Raw genomic sequence first — 20,601 nt, forward strand, 5'->3', positions numbered from 1 at the left:
TTTTACGGATAAAAACGTGAGGAAGGCATGAGAAGACTACTGACAACACTGGTGATCTTACTGGTGGTTATCATTGCCGGCATGACTTCGCTGGTATTCCTGATTAACCCGAACGATTTCCGCCAGTACATGGTGGAAAGGGTCGAGATGAAAAGCGGCTATCAGCTGGCCATCAACGGTTCACTGCGGTGGCATGTCTGGCCGCAGCTTAGCATCATTGCCGGTCAGACATCAGTGACCGCACCGGGTGCTAAAGTCCCGGTGGTCAGTGCGGAAAATATGCGGCTGGATGTCAAACTCTGGCCTCTTCTTTCTCATCAGCTTGCGGTGAAGCAGGTTCTGCTGAAAAACGCTGTTATTCGTTTAACACCGGAAACGGAAGAAAATCAGCCTGATGCGCCGGTGGCACCTTCTACGCCAACGCCTGTTGCCCCAGCGGCCTCTGAACTGGAAGCAGGCTGGAAATTTGATCTCGATAAAATCAGTGTGGCTGACAGTTTACTCATCTGGCAGCGTGGTGATGACGAGCAGATCAACGTGCGCGATATCAATCTGGAAATGGAAAAGAATGACAACCGTCAGGCTACCATCCAGCTTTCAAGCCGCATAAACCGCGATCAGCGCGATCTGTCTTTCACGATGAAGGCTGAACTGGATATGCAGCACTATCCGCAGGCTGTCTCTGCCAACATCAGCAAATTCACTTATCAGCTCAGCGGTGCCGATATTCCGGTGAAAGGTCTTCAGGGAAACGGCTCGATGCAGGCCAGCTACCAGCGGGATAATAATTTGGTGACGCTGAATCAGCTGGCGCTGACCGCCAATGATAATCAGATTTCCGGTACGGCCACCGCGAAGCTGGGTGAACGGGCGGATTACCAACTGAATTTAAACGCCAATAAACTTGATCTTGATGCACTGACAGGCTGGCAGCCTAAGACTGATGAGCCCGCATCGCAAACGGCGCAGTCTGTTACCTCCGCCCCCGTTATTGCCCGTGATGTGGATGAACAACCCAACGGACTGAATAATTTGCAAACCTTCAATGCCACGCTGGCGCTGAAGGTGGCGGATCTCACCTATCGCGGGATGAAAATCCAGAACCTTGCACTGAATGCGGTCAATCAGCAGGGCAAGATTTCTTTGCCGGCATTAAGCGGCAACATGGGGGCCGGGCACTTTTCTCTGCCTGGCACTGTGGATGTCACAGGGAATAAAATTCATGTTCATCTGACACCGGATGTGAATAGCATTGAACTGGGCGATTTTCTGGCGGCTTACGGGTTACCGAAAGTCCTGACCGGCAGCTTCTCGATGCAGGGCGATGTGAGCGGAGAGGGGCTATCGGCCGCCGATTTCGCACGCCGCTGGCAAGGCGACGGGCAACTTTCAATGGATAATGCGCGTCTGAATGGCCTTAATATTCAGCAGCTTATCCAACAGGCAGTCAGCCGTAATACCAGTAATGTTCAGGGGCTGGAAAAGTATGAACACTATAGCCAGATCGATACGCTGAAAGCACAGGGACATCTGGCCGGAGGGACACTGACCCTGAGTAACCTTGAAGGCCAGTCGCCCATGGTGTCCGGGAAAGGTGACGGAACAATCGATATGTCGAATCAAAAGGTGGATATGAACTTGCTGATTCGTGTTACCGGTGGCTGGAAAGGTGACAGCAATTTGATCAATACCCTGAAAACGACAGATATCCCGTTGCGGGTTTACGGACCCTGGGCTCAGATGGGATATCAGTTACAGGTGGATCAGATACTGAGGCGTACGCTTGAACAAAGCGCTCGCAGCGCCATTCAAAACTGGGCCGATAAACGCAAGGACAGTAAAGAAAAAGGCGATGTTGAGAAATTATTAAACAAATAATCTCTTCCTCTAAGCGTATTCTGAGTATAAAAAAACGGGGTGCCTGTGCCGGCACCCCGTTTTTATAGGGTAGGGGTTTCAGACTTCATAATCGTCTTCCGAGGCGGTTTCAGGCGGCGTAATCTTTACTTTTAGAATGCGGTGACTACTGACTTCTAAAGGTTCAAACAGATAGCCATTAATGTGTATCTGTGCGCCCACCTGCGGGATGCTTTGGGTATATTCCATCAGCAAGCCAGCCAGCGTGTGATATTCCCTTTTTTCATCCACCGGCAGGGAGATATACATCACCAGATCGTCAAGCGACATGTAGCCGTTGGCTATCCAGCTTCCGTCCTGCTGCTGCCGGATATCATGTCGTGCATCAGGCGTTTCGTCAGACTCAGGCAGGTTACCGGCAATAGTTTCCATCACATCCGTCAGGGTCACGATCCCTTCGACAGAACCGAATTCATCGACGACGAAAGCAAAATGTGTTTTTGCCTTGCGGAATTGTTCGAGGGCCATCAGCAGAGAAAGTTGCTCCGGGAAGATCAGGGGCTGGCGGATCAGTGCCTTAAGATCCAGTTCATTTTGCAGTAACTGTTGCCTGAGCAGATCAACCACGTGTACAACGCCCAGCGGTTCATCGGTCGAACTGTCTTCGGTAACCAGCATACGGGTGTGCTGGTTAGCAGCGATTTGCAGTGTCAGCACGTCAACCGGGTCATTAAGTTCAAGATTATCAACATCATGACGAGAGGTCATCACGCTGCTGACGGTGCGCTGACCCAGCCCCAGCACACGTTCAATCATGTGACGTTCCTGCTGGTTAAAAATCGCATCCTCATCATCAGCGCTGTCAGCAATCATGTTCGAAGAGTGTGTATCAAGTTCAGCTTCTTCATGTTTACCACGCAAGACGCGCAGTACGGTTTCTGCGGTACGTTCACGCAGCGAGCGCCGTGAGGATAAAAAGCGTTTGCGGTTAAACTGTGCGAGCTGGTTCAGCCCTTCAATGATCACGGAGAAACCGATCGCGGCATACAAATAGCCTTTCGGAATAACATAGCCAAAACCTTCGGCAACCAGGCTGAAGCCGATCATCAGCAGGAAGCTGAGACATAAGATGACGATAGTCGGGTGCGCATTGACGAAACGTGTCAGTGGCTTACTGGCTAACAGCATCAGGCCAATAGCAATACACACCGCCGCCATCATGACCGCCAGATGTTCAACCATTCCGACGGCGGTAATCACCGAGTCGAGTGAAAAAACCGCATCCAGTACCACAATTTGAGCCACGACCGGCCAGAATTTAGCGCCACGTTGCTGATGGCTTTGTTCCTCATCTTTGCCTTCGAGCCGCTCATTAAGCTCCATTGTTGCCTTGAACAACAGGAATATACCCCCCGCGAGCATAATCATATCGCGGGCGCTGAAAGGATGTCCGAGCACGCTGAGAAGAGGGCGGGTCAGTGTAGATAACCAGGATATTGAAGCCAGCAGCAGAAGCCGCATGATGAGCGCCAGTAAAAGGCCCGTAATGCGAGCTTTATCACGTTGATGACGCGGAAGTTTATCGGCCAGGATGGCAATGAAAATGAGATTGTCTATCCCCAGGACAATTTCGAGAACTACCAGGGTTGCAAGCCCGGCCCAAATCGAGGGATCGGCGATCCATTCCATATTGCGTTTTCACCTTTGGTTACACGACGGCTGTCGCACGTTGAATAATGGGCGTCAGTGCCATAAATTTCAAATTTAAAACAGGGAGCTAGGCCAGTCTGTAAGGATCAGGAGGGATGAAGAATAAGAGGTGAGAAAAAAGTCGGCAGGACTGTTTTGGAAAGCAGCAAGATATGATTACTAAATCGCCGAACAGGTACAACATTCCTAAAAATAAGTGTTTAGCTTACCGTTTGGTGCGGCTTACTGGTATTGTAATCGAATTAACATAATCGTGTTTGAGTCCTAAAATCATGAGTATGGTCTCCCTAAACCAAATAACAGAGACTATACTTGTGAAAGAATTAACGGATTGGAAATTTAAATCAATTTAACTATTTCAGTTCAGAGAAATCCCTGACGCGTTTGGATGCTGACTGACTGAATTTACATACCTTAGGTTTCAAGGAGTATCCTTTACAATGTTAAAAGCTGTTATCCCTGTTGCCGGTCTGGGCACACGTATGTTGCCAGCGACGAAAGCTATCCCAAAAGAAATGCTGCCTATCGTCGATAAGCCTTTGATCCAGTACATCGTTAATGAATGTGCTGCGGCGGGCATCAAAGAAATCATTCTGGTCACGCACTCTTCGAAAAACGCGATCGAAAACCACTTCGATACCTCTTTCGAACTGGAAAGCATGCTTGAATCTCGTGTAAAACGTCAGCTTCTGGAAGAAGTGCAGTCTATCTGCCCTAAAGGCGTGACAATCATGAACGTACGTCAGGGGCAATCAAAAGGCCTCGGACATGCGGTTTTGTGTGCAAAACCTCTGATTGGTAATTCTCCTTTCGCGGTTATTCTGCCGGACGTGCTGATGGATGATTCCACCAGTGATCTGCGTAAAGACAACCTTGCTGCGATGCTTCGCCGTTTCCAGGAAACAGGTAACAGCCAGGTCATGGTTGAAGAAGTCCCGGAAAAAGACGTTTCCAAGTACGGTATTGTCAACTGCAATGGCGTAGAAGTAGAGCCGGGCGAAAGTGCGCCGATGACGGCCATCGTTGAAAAACCTGATCTGAAAGACGCGCCATCAAACCTCGCGGTGGTGGGGCGCTATGTGCTGTCGGAAGCTATCTGGCCACTGCTGGCAGTTACCCCGTACGGTGCAGGTAATGAAATCCAGCTGACGGATGCTATCGCCATGCTGATGAAAAAACATACTGTTGAAGCCTTCTCAATGACCGGCCGTTCACATGACTGTGGTGATAAACTCGGTTATATGAAGGCGTTTGTTGAGTACGGTATTCGCCACAACACGCAGGGCGAAGCGTTCAACACATGGTTGAAAGAGTTTACCGAAAAATAGTTAACAGGCTTATAAAAGCACCGATTAATTCGGTGCTTTTTTTTTGTTAAGAGAAAGCTACCAGACCTGTCTCAGTGCACGAAAGTGAGACTAATCCGCTGTAGTCCTCATATCTGACCCCTTATATTAATTGATTACCAAAGTTACGTTGGATTTTCAAAAGATAAAGTCGCCCTTACGGTGATTTTTAGATCACGGGCGGTATTAATTTTGATTAAAAAATGAGTCATTGCTCGGGTAAGTCAGGCGGAAGGCTAAACTTAGAGGTTTATACCCTAAAGCGTATGATATTATAGGGAGTTGAATGTCGGCTCTTATGGCTATTTACACAGTATTAAATGTTTAGTGGAAGCCTGGCCTTTATTACGATTTCCATAAAATTTAACATTTTATTGTGAAAGCACGAAGACCTTCAGATTGGTCATGCAAAAATTGCTGGTGCAAGTGTAAAATTAATCACGTGAGACCTTTTATAATGAATATACTGATAACTGGCGGCGCGGGTTTCATCGGTTCTGCGGTAGTACGTCACATCATTTCTGAAACAAACGACAATGTGCTCGTGGTTGATAGTCTGACGTATGCAGGCAATTTAGAGTCCCTGAAGCTCGTCGAAAATGACCCTCGCTACCGTTTTTCTCTTACGAACATTTGTGATCGTTCTTCTCTTGATGACATCTTTGCTGAGTTTAAGCCAGATGCTGTTATGCATCTGGCTGCAGAAAGCCATGTCGATCGCTCAATTGACGGGCCTTCAGCTTTCATTGATACCAATATCATCGGTACTTACACTCTCTTAGAAGCCTCCCGACACTATTGGGCGGGATTAGATGATGAGAAGAAAAGTCTGTTCCGGTTTCATCATATTTCTACCGATGAAGTTTATGGTGATCTGCATGGAACGGATGAGCTTTTCACAGAGACCACGGCCTATGCGCCAAGCAGCCCGTACTCAGCATCAAAAGCAGCAAGTGATCATCTTGTCCGTGCATGGAACCGCACCTATGGTCTCCCGACCCTGGTAACAAATTGCTCAAATAACTACGGACCATTTCATTTTCCTGAGAAACTGATCCCGCTCGTTATTCTTAATGCACTCGCGGGTAAACCTCTTCCTGTTTACGGTGACGGTGCTCAAATCCGTGACTGGTTATATGTCGAAGATCATGCACGGGCGCTTTATCGGGTTGTTACGCAAGGTGTTATTGGAGAGACGTATAACATTGGCGGGCACAATGAACGCAAAAATATCGATGTCGTCACGACCATTTGCGAGATCCTTGACCAATTGTTACCTAATAAGCCTGCAGGGATAACTCATTTCAAGCAGTTGATCACCTTTGTCAAAGACCGCCCGGGTCATGACATGCGTTATGCTATCGATGCCAGTAAAATTGAACGTGAACTTGGCTGGAAACCTGTTGAGACTTTCGAAAGTGGAATTTTGAAAACAGTGAAATGGTATCTTGAAAACGAAACGTGGTGGAAACGTGTTCAGGATGGATCTTATGCAGGTGAGCGGTTAGGTTTGAAAGACTAAATAGAAGAGGTTGTGAGTTAATGAAAGGTATTGTTCTGGCTGGTGGTTCAGGTACAAGGCTTCACCCAATCACTCTAGGGGTATCTAAACAGTTACTGCCTGTTTATGATAAGCCGATGATTTATTATCCGTTATCCGTACTGATGCTGGCAGGCATTAATGAAATTTTGCTCATCTCCACACCGGAAGATCTGCCTTCATTTAAGCGATTACTGGGTGATGGTTCTCAGTTTGGCATCAAGTTAGAATATGCAGAACAGCCCTCACCAGACGGCTTGGCGCAGGCATTCATTATCGGTGAGGATTTCATTGATGGTGAAAGGTGCGCATTGGTATTAGGTGATAATATCTATTTCGGACAGGGTTTCGGCAAGAAATTAGAAGATGTTGCTGCAAGAGAAAGCGGTGCAACTGTTTTTGGTTATCAGGTTTTAGATCCAGAGCGTTTCGGTGTTGTTCAATTTGATAAGGATTTCAACGCGTTATCTATCGAAGAAAAACCAGCTAAACCTAAATCACAATGGGCGGTAACCGGGCTTTATTTTTATGATAACGATATCGTTGAAATGGCTAAACAGGTCAAACCTTCAGAACGCGGCGAACTGGAAATTACCACATTAAATGAGATGTATCTGAAGAACGGCAAACTAAAAGTGGAATTACTCGGTCGCGGCTTTGCATGGTTAGATACCGGGACTCACGATAGCCTGATCGAAGCTTCTCAGTTCATCCATACCATCGAAAAACGTCAGGGATTGAAAGTTGCGTGTCTGGAAGAAATTGCCTACCGGAAAGGATGGATAACACGAGACCAGGTTGAATCGCAAGCAAAATCCATGAGTAAAACCCCGTATGGTCAGTACCTTGCTAATCTTTTAATCGAGGACTGAGTCGTCAGTTTTTTATTAGGAGTTATTCTCAATTTAAGCGTAACTCCTAACTCTTTGTTTAAAAAGACTGCCAGTAATTTGGACTGAAATTCAAGTTGAGACAGAGTTTCACTCCACGCTGTTTATATAGTCCGCAGTGTCGCTTAACATTTACATAAGAAACCATAATGAATGATTTTTTAGGTAAATGTTAAAATAAAAAATATTGTCCAGTGCATTGGTAGCTGTTGAGCCAAGGGCGGTAGCGTGCGTAAAGGGTATAAATTTTTACCCTGAAACTACGATGACATTTTTATCACCATACTCGCAGATATGAATATTTTTTAGATCGAAGCATGATTAGGCGATAATTGATAAGCAATAAAATTTGATTAGTTGAGTAACTAAATTTCAAACGAGTAATATATGAAAACAATTTTAATTGTAGGCGGCTCAGGTTTTATTGGTACTAATTTGAGCGAATACTTTTGTGAGAGAGATTTTAAAGTTATTAACTTTAGCCGTTCTCCATCACAGATCAGTCATCCAAATCTGATTAATATATGTGGTGACTGCAAAAATACAACCATATTAAATGAAATATTTACTGATTATAAAATAGATATGGTTGTACATTCATTAACAAGTTTTACAGCAATGGACAAATTAGGATCATCACAAGAGGTATTAGCCACTAATCTCTCTGCATTTATTGACCTGATAAGCGTTATGAAAACGCACGCTGTTAAAAAACTTATCTATATATCCTCGGGTGGTTCTATTTATGGCGTAGCCGATGCCCCGATTAAAGAAACGCATGATATATCCCCTGTCAGTTTCTACGGCTGGATGAAAGAATCATGTGAGCATTACCTGGAGTTCGCTTCAAGACTGGATCCGGAATTTAAATTCCTTATCTTACGCCCGGCAAATGTTTACGGTAAATATCAGAAAATTGAGAGAATTATTGGTGTTGCATTAAGAAATGCCATTATTGGTCAATCTATGGATATCTATGGGAACACCAGCACGTGTAAAGATTATATCCATATAGATGATTTTTGCGAAGTAGTCGATAAGTTGATGCACTGTCAAAACTGGAATGAAATTTATAATGTAGGTTCCGGTATAGGAACAAGTATTGAAGATATTCTGAAATATGCTCAGATAATAGCAAAAAATAAAATTGAAATAAATTATCACGAGAGAAAGTCAGGGGATGTTCCTTACAATATTTTAGATATAAATAAATTAAAAAAAGCCATCAATAAGTCGAGTTTTATATCTGTTGAGGCCGGGATGCATGATATGTATAAATATGTTCTCTCCGTCACAGATAAAGAAAAAGCTTAATTCGATTAAAAGTCGAAATTACCATTGGAATTTCACTATCAAGAAAATGAAATTTGTTGTAAGTGAAATGGTTTTCAATAAGAATTAATCTATATAGAGAAGTGTATGAAGTACAGTTTAGGTTATTTGTTTGATTTAGCGACAGTAATTACTGAAAAAGAGCTAAAGGTAAGATACAAAAGTAGTTTCTTTGGCTACTTATGGTCGATTGCTAATCCCCTGTTGTTTGCCATGATATATTACTTTATCTTTAAGTTAATAATGAGAGTTCAAATACCCAACTATACCGTTTTTATTATTACCGGGCTTTTCCCATGGCAATGGTTTGCAAGTTCAACGTCTAATTCATTATTTTCTTTTTTGGCTAATGCACAGATAATAAAGAAGACTGTTTTTCCGCGTTCTGTAATCCCCATGAGTAATGTACTAATGGAATGCTTACATTTCATTTGTACCATTCCTGTTATTATTATTTTTCTTTACGTTTATGATATGCGCCCGTCCTGGGATTGGATCTGGGGAATTCCGCTGATCGGTTTCGCGCAGATTATTCTTATGCTGGGTGTGGCGCTAACTTTATCTACACTCAATTTGTTTTTCCGTGATCTGGAACGTTTCATAACGCTTGGTATTATGTTACTCTTTTATTGCACGCCAATATTATACTCTTCAGATATGATACCCCAAAAATACCGCTGGCTTATTGACTACAATCCTTTGGCTAATATGATTATCAGTTGGCGTGATTTATTTATGAATAATACGGTTAATTATACTGATATAGCCACTCTGTACGGCTATGGAATAGTGATGCTTATAATCGGCAGTAGTATTTTTAATAAATTAAAATATCGTTTTGCAGAGATTCTATAATGAGCGTTGTCATTGAGTTCAAGAATGTAACTAAAAGATACCCCCTTTATCATCATATAGGCTCAGGTATAAAAGAATTAATATTTAATCCTCGCAGAGCGCTAAGTCTGCTTAGTGGCAGAAGTTATCTGGCCATCGAAGATATTAATTTTGTCATTGAGAAAGGCGAATCAGTTGCACTGATTGGCCGTAATGGCGCAGGTAAGAGTACCTCACTGGGACTGGTTGCAGGTGTGATGAAACCCTCATCCGGGACGGTCAGTGTCACGGGCAGAGTCGCCTCAATGTTAGAATTAGGCGGTGGTTTTCATCCTGAATTAACCGGACGTGAAAATATCCGCCTGAATGCAACACTGCTTGGATTGCGTCGAAAAGAGCTTAAGCAGCGAATGGACAAAATTATTGAGTTCTCAGAATTAGGCGATTTTATCGATGAACCTATTCGTGTTTACTCAAGCGGTATGCTGGCAAAATTAGGTTTTTCAGTAATCACGCAAGTTGATCCTGATATACTCATAATCGATGAAGTTCTCGCTGTGGGGGATATTTCATTCCAAAGAAAATGCCTGGCAACGATTAATGACTTTAAAGCTAAAGGTGTAACCATTCTTTTTGTTAGTCACAACCTGGCAGATGTATCCAAGGTATGTGATCGCGTTATATGGATTGAAGATCATAAGCTTAGGCAAATGGGTAACTCTGCTGATGTCATTGCTGCTTATCAGGCAGTAATGGCCTGATATTATATATTTAATTATTGTGATGGAATAAAGGATGAAAACTGTATCAATCTATACTTGTCACCATAAACCGAGTGCGTTTCTCGATTCATCGGTGATAAAGCCTATACATGTAGGAAAAGCCAATTCACTTAATGTTATTTGTTGCGACGGTGATGATACTGGCGATAATATATCATATAAAAACCCGTTCTACTGTGAACTTACAGCCCATTATTGGGTATGGAAAAATGCAATACCTACAGATTATGTTGGTTTTATGCATTATCGCAGACATTTTAATTTTTCTGATGATCAACAAAAGCCAGAAGATAACTGGGGAATGGTGAATTGTGATGAAATCAATGCCGGGTATCAAGATGAGTTTGGTTTAAATGAGAAACAGATATTAAAATTATTAGAAAACACAGACCTCATCGTTCCATGCAAATGGTCAGTAAAATCAGCGGGTAGCAATAATAATTATCACCATTATAAAGTTTCAGAACACTTACATATAAAAGATTATCAGACAGCCATTGATGTCCTTCTAAGACAACACCCTGAGTATTCTTCAGCTGTTAAACACTTTAATACAGCAGTTGATGGTTATTATACTAATATGTATGTCATGAAGAAGCCATTGTTCGACGAGTATTCAGCCTGGCTTTTTGGTATATTAGATGAACTTGAAGATGAAATCGCATTCGAAAATTACTCTGCCCAAGAAAAAAGAGTCATCGGACATATTTCTGAGCGTTTGTTCAATATCTTTATAATTTTCAAATTAGAAAGTGAAAATCTTCGTATTAAAGAAGTACAAAGAACATTTATTAAGAATGAAACATTTAATGGCAAGTTGGGCCCATATTATAGTGAGAGAAATATCCCTATAGTTATTTGCTCAGATGATAACTATGCGATGAGTCTTGGTGCGCTAGTTAATTCCATTGTTCAGAATTCAAGTTCAAATCATAACTATGACATTGTCATACTTGATAATGGACTCAGCCAGCGTAATAAAGAACGTGTCAAAAATCTGGTGACGCATACTGCTAATATGAACGTCCGCTATTTCGATATAAATGCATTTAAGGAAATTAAAGATGCTTATATCAGACCACCTTTTACGGCTGCTACTTATTCCAGGCTTTTCATCCCAAAACTGTTTACAGACTTTGAAAAAGTACTTTTCATTGATACCGACACAGTAGTTGAGAGTGATCTCGCTGAACTCATCGAAACACCGTTAGGTGATAATCTGGTTGCTGCCGTACAAGATATTGTCATGGAGGGGTTTGTTAAATTTGGTAATATTGCGCGTTCAGACGCGGGTGTCCAGACGGCAGAGGAATATCTTAAAACCAGACTGGGAATGGCCGATACTGATAATTATTTCCAGGGAGGAATCATTGTCTTCAATATCGATCAAATGAACAAAGAGAGTATTTTCGAAAAATTGATGGCAGCCATGAAAGGGCAAAGCTACTGGTTCCTTGACCAGGATATAATGAACAAAGTCTTTTATGGCCGTGTTCACTTCTTGCCCATGGAATGGAATGTTTACCATGGTAATGGTCATACAGACGTATTTTATCCTAACCTGAAGTTCTCTACGTATATGAGATTTCTTAGCGCACGACGTAATCCTAAAATGATTCACTTTGCGGGTGAAAATAAACCCTGGAATACAGATAAAGTCGACTTTTATGACAATTTCATAAAAAATATTCAAGGTACGCCTTGGGAAAAAGAAGTCTATGACCGCCTGATTGAAGCTGAAAATCCTGGCCAGTCGACGGCCATCGCGTTGCAACCGGTGTTATTACAAACAAGAATTAAAAATAAATTAATGCCGTACGTTAATCGCTTTGCCCCTGCGGGTTCAAAGCGAAGATCTGTGATTGCAAAATGTTATTATAAATTTCGTCGTGTCGTTATAGGTTAATAAGGTATAAATTATGACTAAGAAAAATATTCTCATTGTAGGTGCTGGTTTTTCTGGCGTCGTTATCGGGCGACAACTTGCTGAACAAGGTCATAAAGTTCGAATTATTGATAAAAGACCTCATATTGCAGGAAATTGCTTTGATGCTCGTGATGAGGATACTCAGGTCATGGTGCATACCTACGGACCTCATATATTTCATACAGATAACCAATCCGTATGGGAATTTATTCAGAAATATTCCGTGATGATGCCCTATGTCAACCGGGTTAAAGCAACATATAATGGTAAGGTGTATTCATTACCTATCAATCTCCATACCATAAACCAGTTTTTTGGCAAAACATGTTCTCCAAACGAAGCGCGCGCATTGATTGAGGAAAAGGGAGATAGCTCTATAACAGATCCTCAAACCTTCGAAGAACAGGCATTAAGGTTCGTTGGGAAAGAGTTGTATGAAGCTTTTTTCAAAGGCTATACCATTAAACAATGGGGAATGTCTCCGGCAGAGCTTCCGGCATCGATCTTAAAAAGATTACCGATACGATTTAATTACGATGATAATTATTTTAACCATAAATACCAGGGAATGCCCAAAGACGGGTATACCGAGATGGTTAAGAATATGGCTGAGCATCCGAACATAACTGTGGAGCTAGGAACCGAATTTAATTTCGATGAAAGGGCCAGTTATGATCATGTTTTTTATAGTGGTCCTTTAGACGCATTCTATCAATATCAATTTGGCCGGTTAGGTTATCGCACATTAGATTTTGAGAAATTCACCTTTAACGGCGATTATCAAGGATGTGCGGTGATGAACTACTGTGAACAAAATGTTCCTTATACCCGCATAACCGAGCATAAATATTTCTCCCCTTGGGAGTCGCATGAAGGATCGGTTTGTTATAAGGAATACAGTCGCAGTTGTGAGCCAGAGGATATCCCTTATTATCCAATCCGCCAGGTTGGTGAAATGGCTCTGCTGGACAAATATTTAACCCTTGCTAAAGCGGAAAAAAATATTACTTTTGTTGGTCGCTTAGGGACTTATCGATATCTGGATATGGATGTTACGATTGCGGAAGCCCTGAAAACTGCCGAAGTATATCTGAAATGTATCAATGAATCAGATGCTATGCCTGTATTCACGGTTGATGTTAGATGAATACGACAGCATTAATTGTCACTTTTAATCGGCTTGATAAGTTGAAAAAATGTTGGCTATCCACTTCGATGCTGCCTTTCGACAATATTGTTATAGTCAATAACTGTTCAACGGATGACACGGCTTCCTGGCTTGCAAGTATTGAAGAACCCCGGTTGACCGTTTTATCTTTGACTAAAAACACCGGCGGTGCCGGTGGTTTTAGAGCAGGGGCTGAGTATATTGGTGCTCATATAAACACCGAATGGGTGTTTATGTATGACGACGATGCCTATCCGGCTCCTGATTTGCTTCATAATTTTGGCGAGATCATGCTTGATGACACATCGGCGCTAAGTTGTCGGGTCATTGATACTCATGGCATTAATTGCAAAATGAATATGCCGTTTGTCAAATTACCAAAAACGTTGTTAGACAATATTAAATATTTTCTCAATGCAAAAGACTATATCCCTGATAATGAGAGAGTTGAGCCATGTGTAACTCTTTCTTTTGTAGGTACGGTAATTCGTGCTGATGTTTTGAGTTCTGCATCGCAATATATACACGATGATCTTTTCTTGTATTATGATGATGTTTATTTTTCTCATCATCTGGTTCTTAATGGCCATAAGTTTCTCTATGTACCAAAATTAATCTTCACACATGATATTAGTATTACCGGGGACTCAATCACCCCTGTTTGGAAGGTTTATTATCTTATTCGTAACCTTATCCTTGCTAAAAAATTTTTCAAATCCAACGGGCCATATTCGGTAGTCGGAATAGTGTTGCGAATTATAAAAGCTTTTTTAAATGTATCTAAACAAGATAATAAATATCTTTATCTTAAATATATCATAAGAGGCGTAATTGATGGTGTCTTCTTTAGGTCTGGTAAGCGCCATTGATGGTAAATGAGAGATGAGAAAAATATGTTACTTTATAAATTCTGATTGGTATTTCGATTTGCACTGGCTTGAGCGAGCTTCATATGCACAAGAAGTTGGCTATCAAATTCATATTATAACTAATTTTGTCGATCAGTCATTAGTGACTAAACTTACTAAGATGGGGTTTATTTGTCATAACTCATCAATTTCTGCTCAGTCCGTTAACCCATTAAAATTTGCTTGTGAATTAGTAAATACAACAAAATTGATAAAATCCATCAATGCTGATGTTTTACATTGCATAACTATTAAGCCATGTTTGATTGGCGGGTTGTATGCAAAGATTTTTTCGAAAAATATTGTCATAAGCTTTGTCGGGCTTGGCCGGGTATTTACAGAGAAGAAGCTTAAATTTTCTCTCCTGAAACGGCTCATCATACCTCTTTATAATTTTATCTTTTCGAATAAAAAATCTTTGCTGACCTTTGAGCATCAAAGTGACAGGCGTTGTATTCTACATTCATTGAAAGTAGATGAAGACAGAACGGTAGTTATAGATGGTGCAGGTATAAATATCATTGACTTTCCCTACTCAAAGGAACCTTTAAGGGAAATTCCGGTGGTTTTATTTGCAAGCAGATTATTATGGAGCAAAGGACTTACTGACCTTATTAATGTAAAAAATAGCCTCCATCTCGAGGGCGTTGAATTCACTCTCAATGTTGCCGGAATACCCACGCCCAATGATCCTGATGCTATCCCCCTTGGTTTTCTTGAAGAGGCGCATAACAAAGGAGAGATAAACTGGCTTGGGAAATGTGACGATATGAAAGAGTTGATTAAAGACGCTAATATTGTTGCACTTCCCTCTGTTTATCCTGAAGGAATACCGCGTATTCTTTTGGAGGCAAGTTCTGTCGGACGCGCTATAATTTCATATAATGTCGGTGGTTGCAGCAGTCTGATTGAAAACGATGTAAACGGATTTATTATTGACAAAGGCGATATTAACGCTCTGGCCGGGTGTTTAAAGCATTTAGTCATAAATGCGGATGTGAGAGGCAGAATGGGGGAGAATGGGCGAAAACTGATAGAAGGGAAATTTTGTTCTACAATAATTACAAAAGATACCGTTAATCTTTATGGTTATTTATTGAAGAATAAAGCTGAATGATATGCACAAGGATTTTAATATGATTTCTTTTGGTCTGTTTTCCAAAAATAAAAAAGTAGATGCTATTGAACCTCTGCCAATAACTACACCCGTTCATAACCTACTTCCGCCAAAAACATTCTATCTTATTTCCGCATCGGGTATGCCTAATTATGGTGATGATATGCTCACCCGGGGGTGGATTAATCACATTAAACTGCGATACCCTCAGGCAACAATCTATCTCGATGCCGTGGATCCCTTAGTGGCCGCAACATTGTATCAGGACGTTAAATGCGTCAATTATTTATGGCAACTGGCTCAGGCGCTTGGAGAAGAGGGGAGTATCGAAACCAAATTTTCTGATACTTTTCTTCTGCCAATGCGTGAACGCTTAATGAGTGAAATTTTTGAAGAGACTGACAGCATTCATTTATTGGGCGGAGGATATATTAATGAATTGTGGGCGGCTAATCTTCGGTTGATCGAACTGGTCTCATATTTTGGTAAAAAGCATAATGCCTTAACCTATGCAACAGGTCTGGGTTTGCAGCCGCTGTCGGATGAGAAAGCTGCCTATCTTTCTCAATTTATTAAAGATTATTTCTGCTTTGATGTCAGAGACCATGCCAGTTATCACGTTTTAGAAAAATACCTTCCAGGCAAAATCTCATTTATTGGTGATGATTATTTTTGTTTTCCATTCTCTGACGTTGTGAGTTTAGTCGAAAGAGACAATCCTGTACTCCGGTTATGCCTTCATAATGAATTTTCTGAAGGTGACGAAAATGAAATACGTTTTATGGAGCAGGTTGAAGCGGCAATAGGTGCTTTTATTCAAAAGTTTCCAGATTCATTGATACGTTTTTATGAGTTCAGACCTGGCTCCGATGGCTATTTCTATAAGAGACTTAAACAAAAGTTCCCCAGCATAGAAATGGTCTTTTTTGAAACGATTTGGAAACATGGCTTGCAGTTTTCCATGAAAGATTTCTTCCTGTCTACCCGGTTCCATTTTCAACTTATCGTTTCCAGTGTTGGATTGTCAGGCACGTCCTTTTATTGGTCAGAATATTATAAAAATAAATTCGATAGTCTGAAGTATGTGACTGACTGGTCTTTTTTAAAGCTGGGGGAAGAATCGTTAAATCTTGACTCTTTTTTTGAAAATCACGGTCCTGCGTTCCTGATTGATTTCGGACGCGTTAATCGTGAGAAAAAAATGCTGGCGGACAGGCTGTATGCATCCTCTGATGAGCAGGACTCAGCGGCGATAAGCATCTGAGCTCTTGATTGCCTGTAAAAGCTCTTTTTTACCTGCATTCCTGAGATGTTACCGGTAAAGTAAACCCGGCCTCTGAGAAGGCGAAGCAGACAAGGGCAGGCATGTGCGATCAGAATATTGTTATGGCTGCGATAGGTTCACCCATCGCCTTTCTCATGTACAATGCTTGTGTTCATTTGTATGGTCCGGTGCAGGTAAACTCACTGTTTACAGGGGTTTAGACTAAAAACCGGGCGATCAACTATTTCAGACAGGAGTTGCTAATGTCCAAACAACAGATCGGCGTAGTCGGTATGGCGGTAATGGGCCGTAACCTCGCGCTTAACATCGAAAGCCGTGGTTATTCCGTTTCCATTTTTAACCGTTCCGGCGACAAGACTGATGAAGTTATCGCTGAAAATCCGGGTAAAAACCTTGTTCCGCACTACACCGTCGAAGAGTTTGTTGACTCACTGGAAAAACCTCGTCGTATCTTGCTGATGGTGAAAGCCGGTGAAGCAACTGACAAAACCATCGCATCCCTGACTCCGCACCTGGATAAAGGCGACATCCTGATCGATGGCGGCAACACCTATTATAAAGACACGATTCGTCGTAACCGCGAACTGTCCGAGCAAGGTTTCAACTTCATCGGTACCGGTGTTTCCGGCGGTGAAGAGGGCGCACTGAAAGGCCCGTCCATTATGCCTGGCGGCCAGAAAGAGGCGTACGCGCTGGTGGCACCGATTCTTGAGAAAATTGCAGCGCGTGCTGAAGATGGCGATGCCTGCGTAGCTTACATCGGTGCAGACGGTGCGGGTCACTACGTCAAGATGGTTCATAACGGTATCGAATATGGTGACATGCAGTTGATCGCTGAAGCCTATTCCCTTTTGAAACAGTCGCTGAATCTGAGCAATGAAGAGCTGGCTACCACCTTCGCTGACTGGAACAAAGGCGAGCTGAGCAGCTACCTGATCGACATCACCAAAGATATCTTCACCAAGAAAGACGAAGACGGTAAATATCTGGTTGATGTGATTCTGGACGAAGCAGCAAACAAAGGTACCGGTAAATGGACCAGCCAGAGTTCACTGGATCTGGGCGAGCCACTGACCCTGATCACGGAGTCCGTGTTTGCCCGTTACCTGTCTTCCCTGAAAGACCAGCGTGTTGCGGCTTCTAAAGTATTGTCCGGCCCGGCGGTGAAAGCCTTCTCCGGTGATAAAGCTGAATTTATCGAGAAAGTGCGTCGCGCTCTGTATCTGGGCAAGCTTGTTTCTTATGCGCAAGGTTTCTCACAGCTCAAAGCTGCGTCAGACGAGAACAACTGGGATCTGAACTACGGTGAGATCGCCAAGATCTTCCGTGCTGGTTGTATCATCCGCGCACAGTTCCTGCAGAAAATTACCGATGCGTATGCTGAAAATGCATCTATCGCTAACCTGTTGCTGGCACCGTACTTCAAAAATATCGCTGATGAATATCAGCAAGCGCTGCGAGATGTCGTCTCTTATGCTGTTCAGAACGGTATCCCGACGCCTACATTCTCTGCTGCGATCAACTACTACGACAGCTACCGTTCAGCGGTACTGCCTGCTAACCTGATCCAGGCACAGCGTGACTACTTCGGTGCGCATACTTACAAACGTACCGATAAAGACGGCGTATTCCACACCGAATGGTTGGATTAATTGCCTGACCGGCGCGTGTTAAGCGCGCCGCAGGGTTGTTGACCGTGACAAAAAAGCCGCCGATGCATCAGCAAAGGCGGCTTTTTTACGTCTGAATATTTACGTTTGAACGGCGCCGTTATTTCTTATGACGCTGACGCAGATTATCAATGATTGCGCTCAGGTTCAGATCCTGATCCTGCAGTAAGACCAGCAGGTGATAGATGAGATCTGAGGCTTCGTTTTTCAGTTCAAAGCGGTCGTTGACGGTGGCGGCCAGCGCGGTTTCCACACCTTCTTCACCCACTTTTTGTGCGATGCGTTTGGTGCCGCTGGCGTAGAGTTTGGCAGTATACGAACTTTCCGGGTCGGCCGTTTTGCGCGAGGCCAGCAGTTCTTCCAGCTGATATAAAAACGCCCAGTCGGTTTCAGCAGGGTGGAAGCAGCTGTTATTGCCTTTATGGCAGGTCGGGCCAACCGGATTGACCAGCACCAGCAGCGTGTCGTTATCGCAATCCGGCGTGATACTGACAACATTCAGATAGTTTTCTGACGTTTCGCCTTTGGTCCACAGACGCGCTTTGGTGCGTGAATAAAATGTCACTTTGCCGGAAGACTGCGTGACATTCAGCGCCTCCTGATTCATATACCCGAGCATCAGCACTTCGCCCGATACCGCGTGCTGGATGATGGCTGGCATCAGGTTATCCACTTTTTCCCAGTCGAGCTGGTTAATCTGTTCGCCGGTCAGCAGACCGGTTTTTACATCCTGATTACTCACAAGCGGATCTCCACGCCATTTTCGGCTAAGTAGCTTTTTAGCTCGCCGATATTAATAATTTGTTTGTGGAACACGGAGGCGGCCAGTGCACCGTCGACCTGTGCTTCCCGGAAGGCGTCGAGGAAGTGCGGCATGGTGCCCGCGCCGCCTGAAGCGATCAGTGGAACATGGCATACTTCGCGGATCATCTTCAGTTGCTCAAGATCATAACCGTTACGCACGCCATCCTGATTCATCATATTCAGAACGATTTCACCAGCACCACGTTCCTGCACTTCCTTCACCCAGTCGATGGTCTGCCATGTGGTGATTTTGGTGCGTGCTTCATCGCCGGTAAACTGATGAACCTGATAAGTTCCCGTCTCTGCATCATGCCACGTATCGATACCGACAACGATACACTGTACACCATACCTGTCGGCAAGGCGGGTGATCAGCGTCGGATCCGCCAGTGCAGGGGAGTTTATGGAAATTTTATCCGCGCCGAACTGCAAAATCTGGCTGGCATCTTCCAGGCTCTTAATACCGCCCGCCACACAGAAGGGGATGTCGATGACTTCCGCCACGCGCGATACCCAGCTTTTATCCACAACACGACCATCGCTTGAGGCGGTGATGTCGTAGAATACCAGTTCGTCCGCACCTTCCTGCGCATAGCGTTGCGCGAGTGGCACAATATCGCCGATGATTTCGTGGTTGCGGAACTGTACGCCTTTGACGACCTGACCGTCTTTAACGTCGAGGCAGGGGATTATCCGTTTTGCCAGCATGAAATTGCCTCCGTCACATTAAATTTACCGTCGAGCAATGCACGCCCGACAATCACGCCTTCCACGCCGCTGTCACGCAATGCTGCGATATCATCCAGCGAACCGATGCCGCCGGAAGCCTGAAACGCTACCTGCGGATAACGTGCGGTCACTTCACGATAAAGTTCTACATTGGAACCCGCCAGCGTGCCGTCACGGGAAATATCGGTGCACAGCACATGTTTCAGGCCGAACGGCAGGTATTGCCCGACGACCTGTTCCAGCGTGATATTAGAATTTTCCTGCCAGCCGCTGATGGCCACATTTTTGGTGCCTTCGGCATCAATGCGGACATCCAGTGCCAGCACCAGCGCATCCGCGCCGAAACGGCTGAACCAACCCTGTACGGTCGCCGGATCTTTAACCGCAGTTGAACCTACCACCACGCGGGTGGCGCCAGCTTTGAGCAGGGCTTCGACATCCTGCGCGTTACGGATACCCCCTCCCACCTGCACCGGTACACAAACGCCAGCCAGTAATTGAGTCAGCAAAGGGATCTGACGTGCTGCCGGATCTTTTGCGCCGGTTAAATCGACCAGATGCAGAACCTGTGCGCCTTGCTGCTGATAATCCTGTAAGCGCAGTAACGGATCATTACCGTAGTCACGTTGCTGCCCGTAATCGCCCTGATGCAAACGCACCACACTGCCTTCGATCAAATCCAAAGCGGGAATAATCATGCTG

General features: G+C 43.7%; 17 protein-coding genes. 13 read left to right on the forward strand and 4 right to left on the reverse strand.

The window, feature by feature from the left end:
• Window positions 1-27 precede the first annotated feature (27 nt).
• A complete protein-coding gene (gene asmA, locus ETV65_RS09810; protein WP_129952674.1) occupies window positions 28-1,878 on the forward strand; it encodes an outer membrane assembly protein AsmA in 1,851 nt (616 codons plus the stop codon).
• Between the two features lie 78 nt (window positions 1,879-1,956).
• Here the strand turns inward: asmA and ETV65_RS09815 are convergent, their stop codons facing one another.
• Window positions 1,957-3,546: a TerC family protein gene (locus tag ETV65_RS09815; protein ID WP_129952675.1), complete on the reverse strand. Its 1,590-nt coding sequence runs from the start codon at window positions 3,544-3,546 to the stop codon at window positions 1,957-1,959.
• A 461-nt stretch (window positions 3,547-4,007) separates the two neighbouring features.
• On the opposite strand from ETV65_RS09815, the gene galU reads away from it, so the two are divergent.
• The 12 genes from galU to gndA all read left to right on the forward strand — a co-directional run bounded on the left by galU (window position 4,008) and on the right by gndA (window position 18,348).
• Entirely contained in the window at window positions 4,008-4,895 is an 888-nt protein-coding gene (gene galU / locus ETV65_RS09820; RefSeq protein ID WP_129952676.1) for a UTP--glucose-1-phosphate uridylyltransferase GalU, read from the forward strand.
• Between the two features lie 472 nt (window positions 4,896-5,367).
• Entirely contained in the window at window positions 5,368-6,435 is a 1,068-nt protein-coding gene (gene rfbB / locus ETV65_RS09825) for a dTDP-glucose 4,6-dehydratase (RefSeq protein WP_129952795.1), read from the forward strand.
• A gap of 20 nt (window positions 6,436-6,455) precedes the next feature.
• The gene (rfbA, locus tag ETV65_RS09830; RefSeq protein ID WP_129952677.1) at window positions 6,456-7,325 is read left to right on the forward strand and encodes a glucose-1-phosphate thymidylyltransferase RfbA; all 870 of its coding nucleotides are present in this window, start codon (window positions 6,456-6,458) and stop codon (window positions 7,323-7,325) included.
• 405 nt (window positions 7,326-7,730) lie between these two features.
• Window positions 7,731-8,657 carry an NAD-dependent epimerase/dehydratase family protein gene (locus ETV65_RS09835; protein WP_129952678.1) on the forward strand — a complete coding sequence of 309 codons (927 nt, stop codon included), beginning with the start codon at window positions 7,731-7,733 and terminating at the stop codon, window positions 8,655-8,657.
• A 105-nt stretch (window positions 8,658-8,762) separates the two neighbouring features.
• The gene (locus tag ETV65_RS09840; RefSeq protein ID WP_129952679.1) at window positions 8,763-9,530 is read left to right on the forward strand and encodes an ABC transporter permease; all 768 of its coding nucleotides are present in this window, start codon (window positions 8,763-8,765) and stop codon (window positions 9,528-9,530) included.
• Entirely contained in the window at window positions 9,530-10,270 is a 741-nt protein-coding gene (locus ETV65_RS09845) for an ABC transporter ATP-binding protein (RefSeq protein ID WP_129952680.1), read from the forward strand. The genes ETV65_RS09840 and ETV65_RS09845 overlap by 1 nt, the downstream gene beginning before the upstream one ends.
• A gap of 34 nt (window positions 10,271-10,304) precedes the next feature.
• On the forward strand, window positions 10,305-12,197 hold the full coding sequence (locus ETV65_RS09850) for a DUF4422 domain-containing protein (RefSeq protein WP_129952681.1): 1,893 nt from the start codon (window positions 10,305-10,307) through the stop codon (window positions 12,195-12,197).
• 13 nt (window positions 12,198-12,210) lie between these two features.
• The gene (glf, locus tag ETV65_RS09855) at window positions 12,211-13,365 is read left to right on the forward strand and encodes a UDP-galactopyranose mutase (protein WP_129952682.1); all 1,155 of its coding nucleotides are present in this window, start codon (window positions 12,211-12,213) and stop codon (window positions 13,363-13,365) included.
• Window positions 13,362-14,255 carry a glycosyltransferase gene (locus ETV65_RS09860; RefSeq protein WP_129952683.1) on the forward strand — a complete coding sequence of 298 codons (894 nt, stop codon included), beginning with the start codon at window positions 13,362-13,364 and terminating at the stop codon, window positions 14,253-14,255. Before glf ends, ETV65_RS09860 begins: the two co-directional genes overlap by 4 nt.
• 13 nt (window positions 14,256-14,268) lie before the next feature.
• Window positions 14,269-15,411 (forward strand): glycosyltransferase family 4 protein, encoded by a 1,143-nt coding sequence (locus ETV65_RS09865; RefSeq protein WP_129952684.1) that lies wholly within the window; start codon window positions 14,269-14,271, stop codon window positions 15,409-15,411.
• Between the two features lie 19 nt (window positions 15,412-15,430).
• Entirely contained in the window at window positions 15,431-16,675 is a 1,245-nt protein-coding gene (locus ETV65_RS09870; protein WP_129952685.1) for a polysaccharide pyruvyl transferase family protein, read from the forward strand.
• 263 nt (window positions 16,676-16,938) lie between these two features.
• Window positions 16,939-18,348 carry an NADP-dependent phosphogluconate dehydrogenase gene (gene gndA / locus ETV65_RS09875; protein WP_129952686.1) on the forward strand — a complete coding sequence of 470 codons (1,410 nt, stop codon included), beginning with the start codon at window positions 16,939-16,941 and terminating at the stop codon, window positions 18,346-18,348.
• Window positions 18,349-18,466: 118 nt separating this feature from the next.
• Here the strand turns inward: gndA and hisIE are convergent, their stop codons facing one another.
• Genes hisIE through hisA form a run of 3 tightly spaced genes read right to left on the reverse strand, consistent with a single transcriptional unit; the run spans window position 18,467 to window position 20,597 of the window.
• On the reverse strand, window positions 18,467-19,081 hold the full coding sequence (hisIE, locus tag ETV65_RS09880) for a bifunctional phosphoribosyl-AMP cyclohydrolase/phosphoribosyl-ATP diphosphatase HisIE (protein ID WP_129952796.1): 615 nt from the start codon (window positions 19,079-19,081) through the stop codon (window positions 18,467-18,469).
• Window positions 19,082-19,104: 23 nt separating this feature from the next.
• Window positions 19,105-19,878, reverse strand: coding sequence for an imidazole glycerol phosphate synthase subunit HisF (gene hisF, locus ETV65_RS09885; RefSeq protein ID WP_129952687.1), 774 nt, complete (start codon window positions 19,876-19,878; stop codon window positions 19,105-19,107).
• Entirely contained in the window at window positions 19,860-20,597 is a 738-nt protein-coding gene (hisA, locus tag ETV65_RS09890; RefSeq protein ID WP_129952688.1) for a 1-(5-phosphoribosyl)-5-[(5-phosphoribosylamino)methylideneamino]imidazole-4-carboxamide isomerase, read from the reverse strand. The genes hisF and hisA overlap by 19 nt, the downstream gene beginning before the upstream one ends.
• Window positions 20,598-20,601 lie beyond the last annotated feature (4 nt).

This window comes from Rahnella sp. RFA10(1/100) (assembly GCF_004195115.1).
Classification (GTDB): domain Bacteria; phylum Pseudomonadota; class Gammaproteobacteria; order Enterobacterales; family Enterobacteriaceae; genus Rahnella; species Rahnella perminowiae.

Bases quoted from the DNA above. Each gene is read 5' to 3' on its own strand.
- asmA (WP_129952674.1), top strand. From the start codon at position 28: ATGAGAAGACTACTGACAACACTGGTGATCTTACTGGTGGTTATCATT.
- ETV65_RS09815 (WP_129952675.1), bottom strand. From the start codon at position 3,546: ATGGAATGGATCGCCGATCCCTCGATTTGGGCCGGGCTTGCAACCCTG.
- galU (WP_129952676.1), top strand. From the start codon at position 4,008: ATGTTAAAAGCTGTTATCCCTGTTGCCGGTCTGGGCACACGTATGTTG.
- rfbA (WP_129952677.1), top strand. From the start codon at position 6,456: ATGAAAGGTATTGTTCTGGCTGGTGGTTCAGGTACAAGGCTTCACCCA.
- ETV65_RS09835 (WP_129952678.1), top strand. From the start codon at position 7,731: ATGAAAACAATTTTAATTGTAGGCGGCTCAGGTTTTATTGGTACTAAT.
- ETV65_RS09840 (WP_129952679.1), top strand. From the start codon at position 8,763: ATGAAGTACAGTTTAGGTTATTTGTTTGATTTAGCGACAGTAATTACT.
- ETV65_RS09845 (WP_129952680.1), top strand. From the start codon at position 9,530: ATGAGCGTTGTCATTGAGTTCAAGAATGTAACTAAAAGATACCCCCTT.
- ETV65_RS09850 (WP_129952681.1), top strand. From the start codon at position 10,305: ATGAAAACTGTATCAATCTATACTTGTCACCATAAACCGAGTGCGTTT.
- glf (WP_129952682.1), top strand. From the start codon at position 12,211: ATGACTAAGAAAAATATTCTCATTGTAGGTGCTGGTTTTTCTGGCGTC.
- ETV65_RS09860 (WP_129952683.1), top strand. From the start codon at position 13,362: ATGAATACGACAGCATTAATTGTCACTTTTAATCGGCTTGATAAGTTG.
- ETV65_RS09865 (WP_129952684.1), top strand. From the start codon at position 14,269: ATGAGAAAAATATGTTACTTTATAAATTCTGATTGGTATTTCGATTTG.
- ETV65_RS09870 (WP_129952685.1), top strand. From the start codon at position 15,431: ATGATTTCTTTTGGTCTGTTTTCCAAAAATAAAAAAGTAGATGCTATT.
- gndA (WP_129952686.1), top strand. From the start codon at position 16,939: ATGTCCAAACAACAGATCGGCGTAGTCGGTATGGCGGTAATGGGCCGT.
- hisF (WP_129952687.1), bottom strand. From the start codon at position 19,878: ATGCTGGCAAAACGGATAATCCCCTGCCTCGACGTTAAAGACGGTCAG.
- hisA (WP_129952688.1), bottom strand. From the start codon at position 20,597: ATGATTATTCCCGCTTTGGATTTGATCGAAGGCAGTGTGGTGCGTTTG.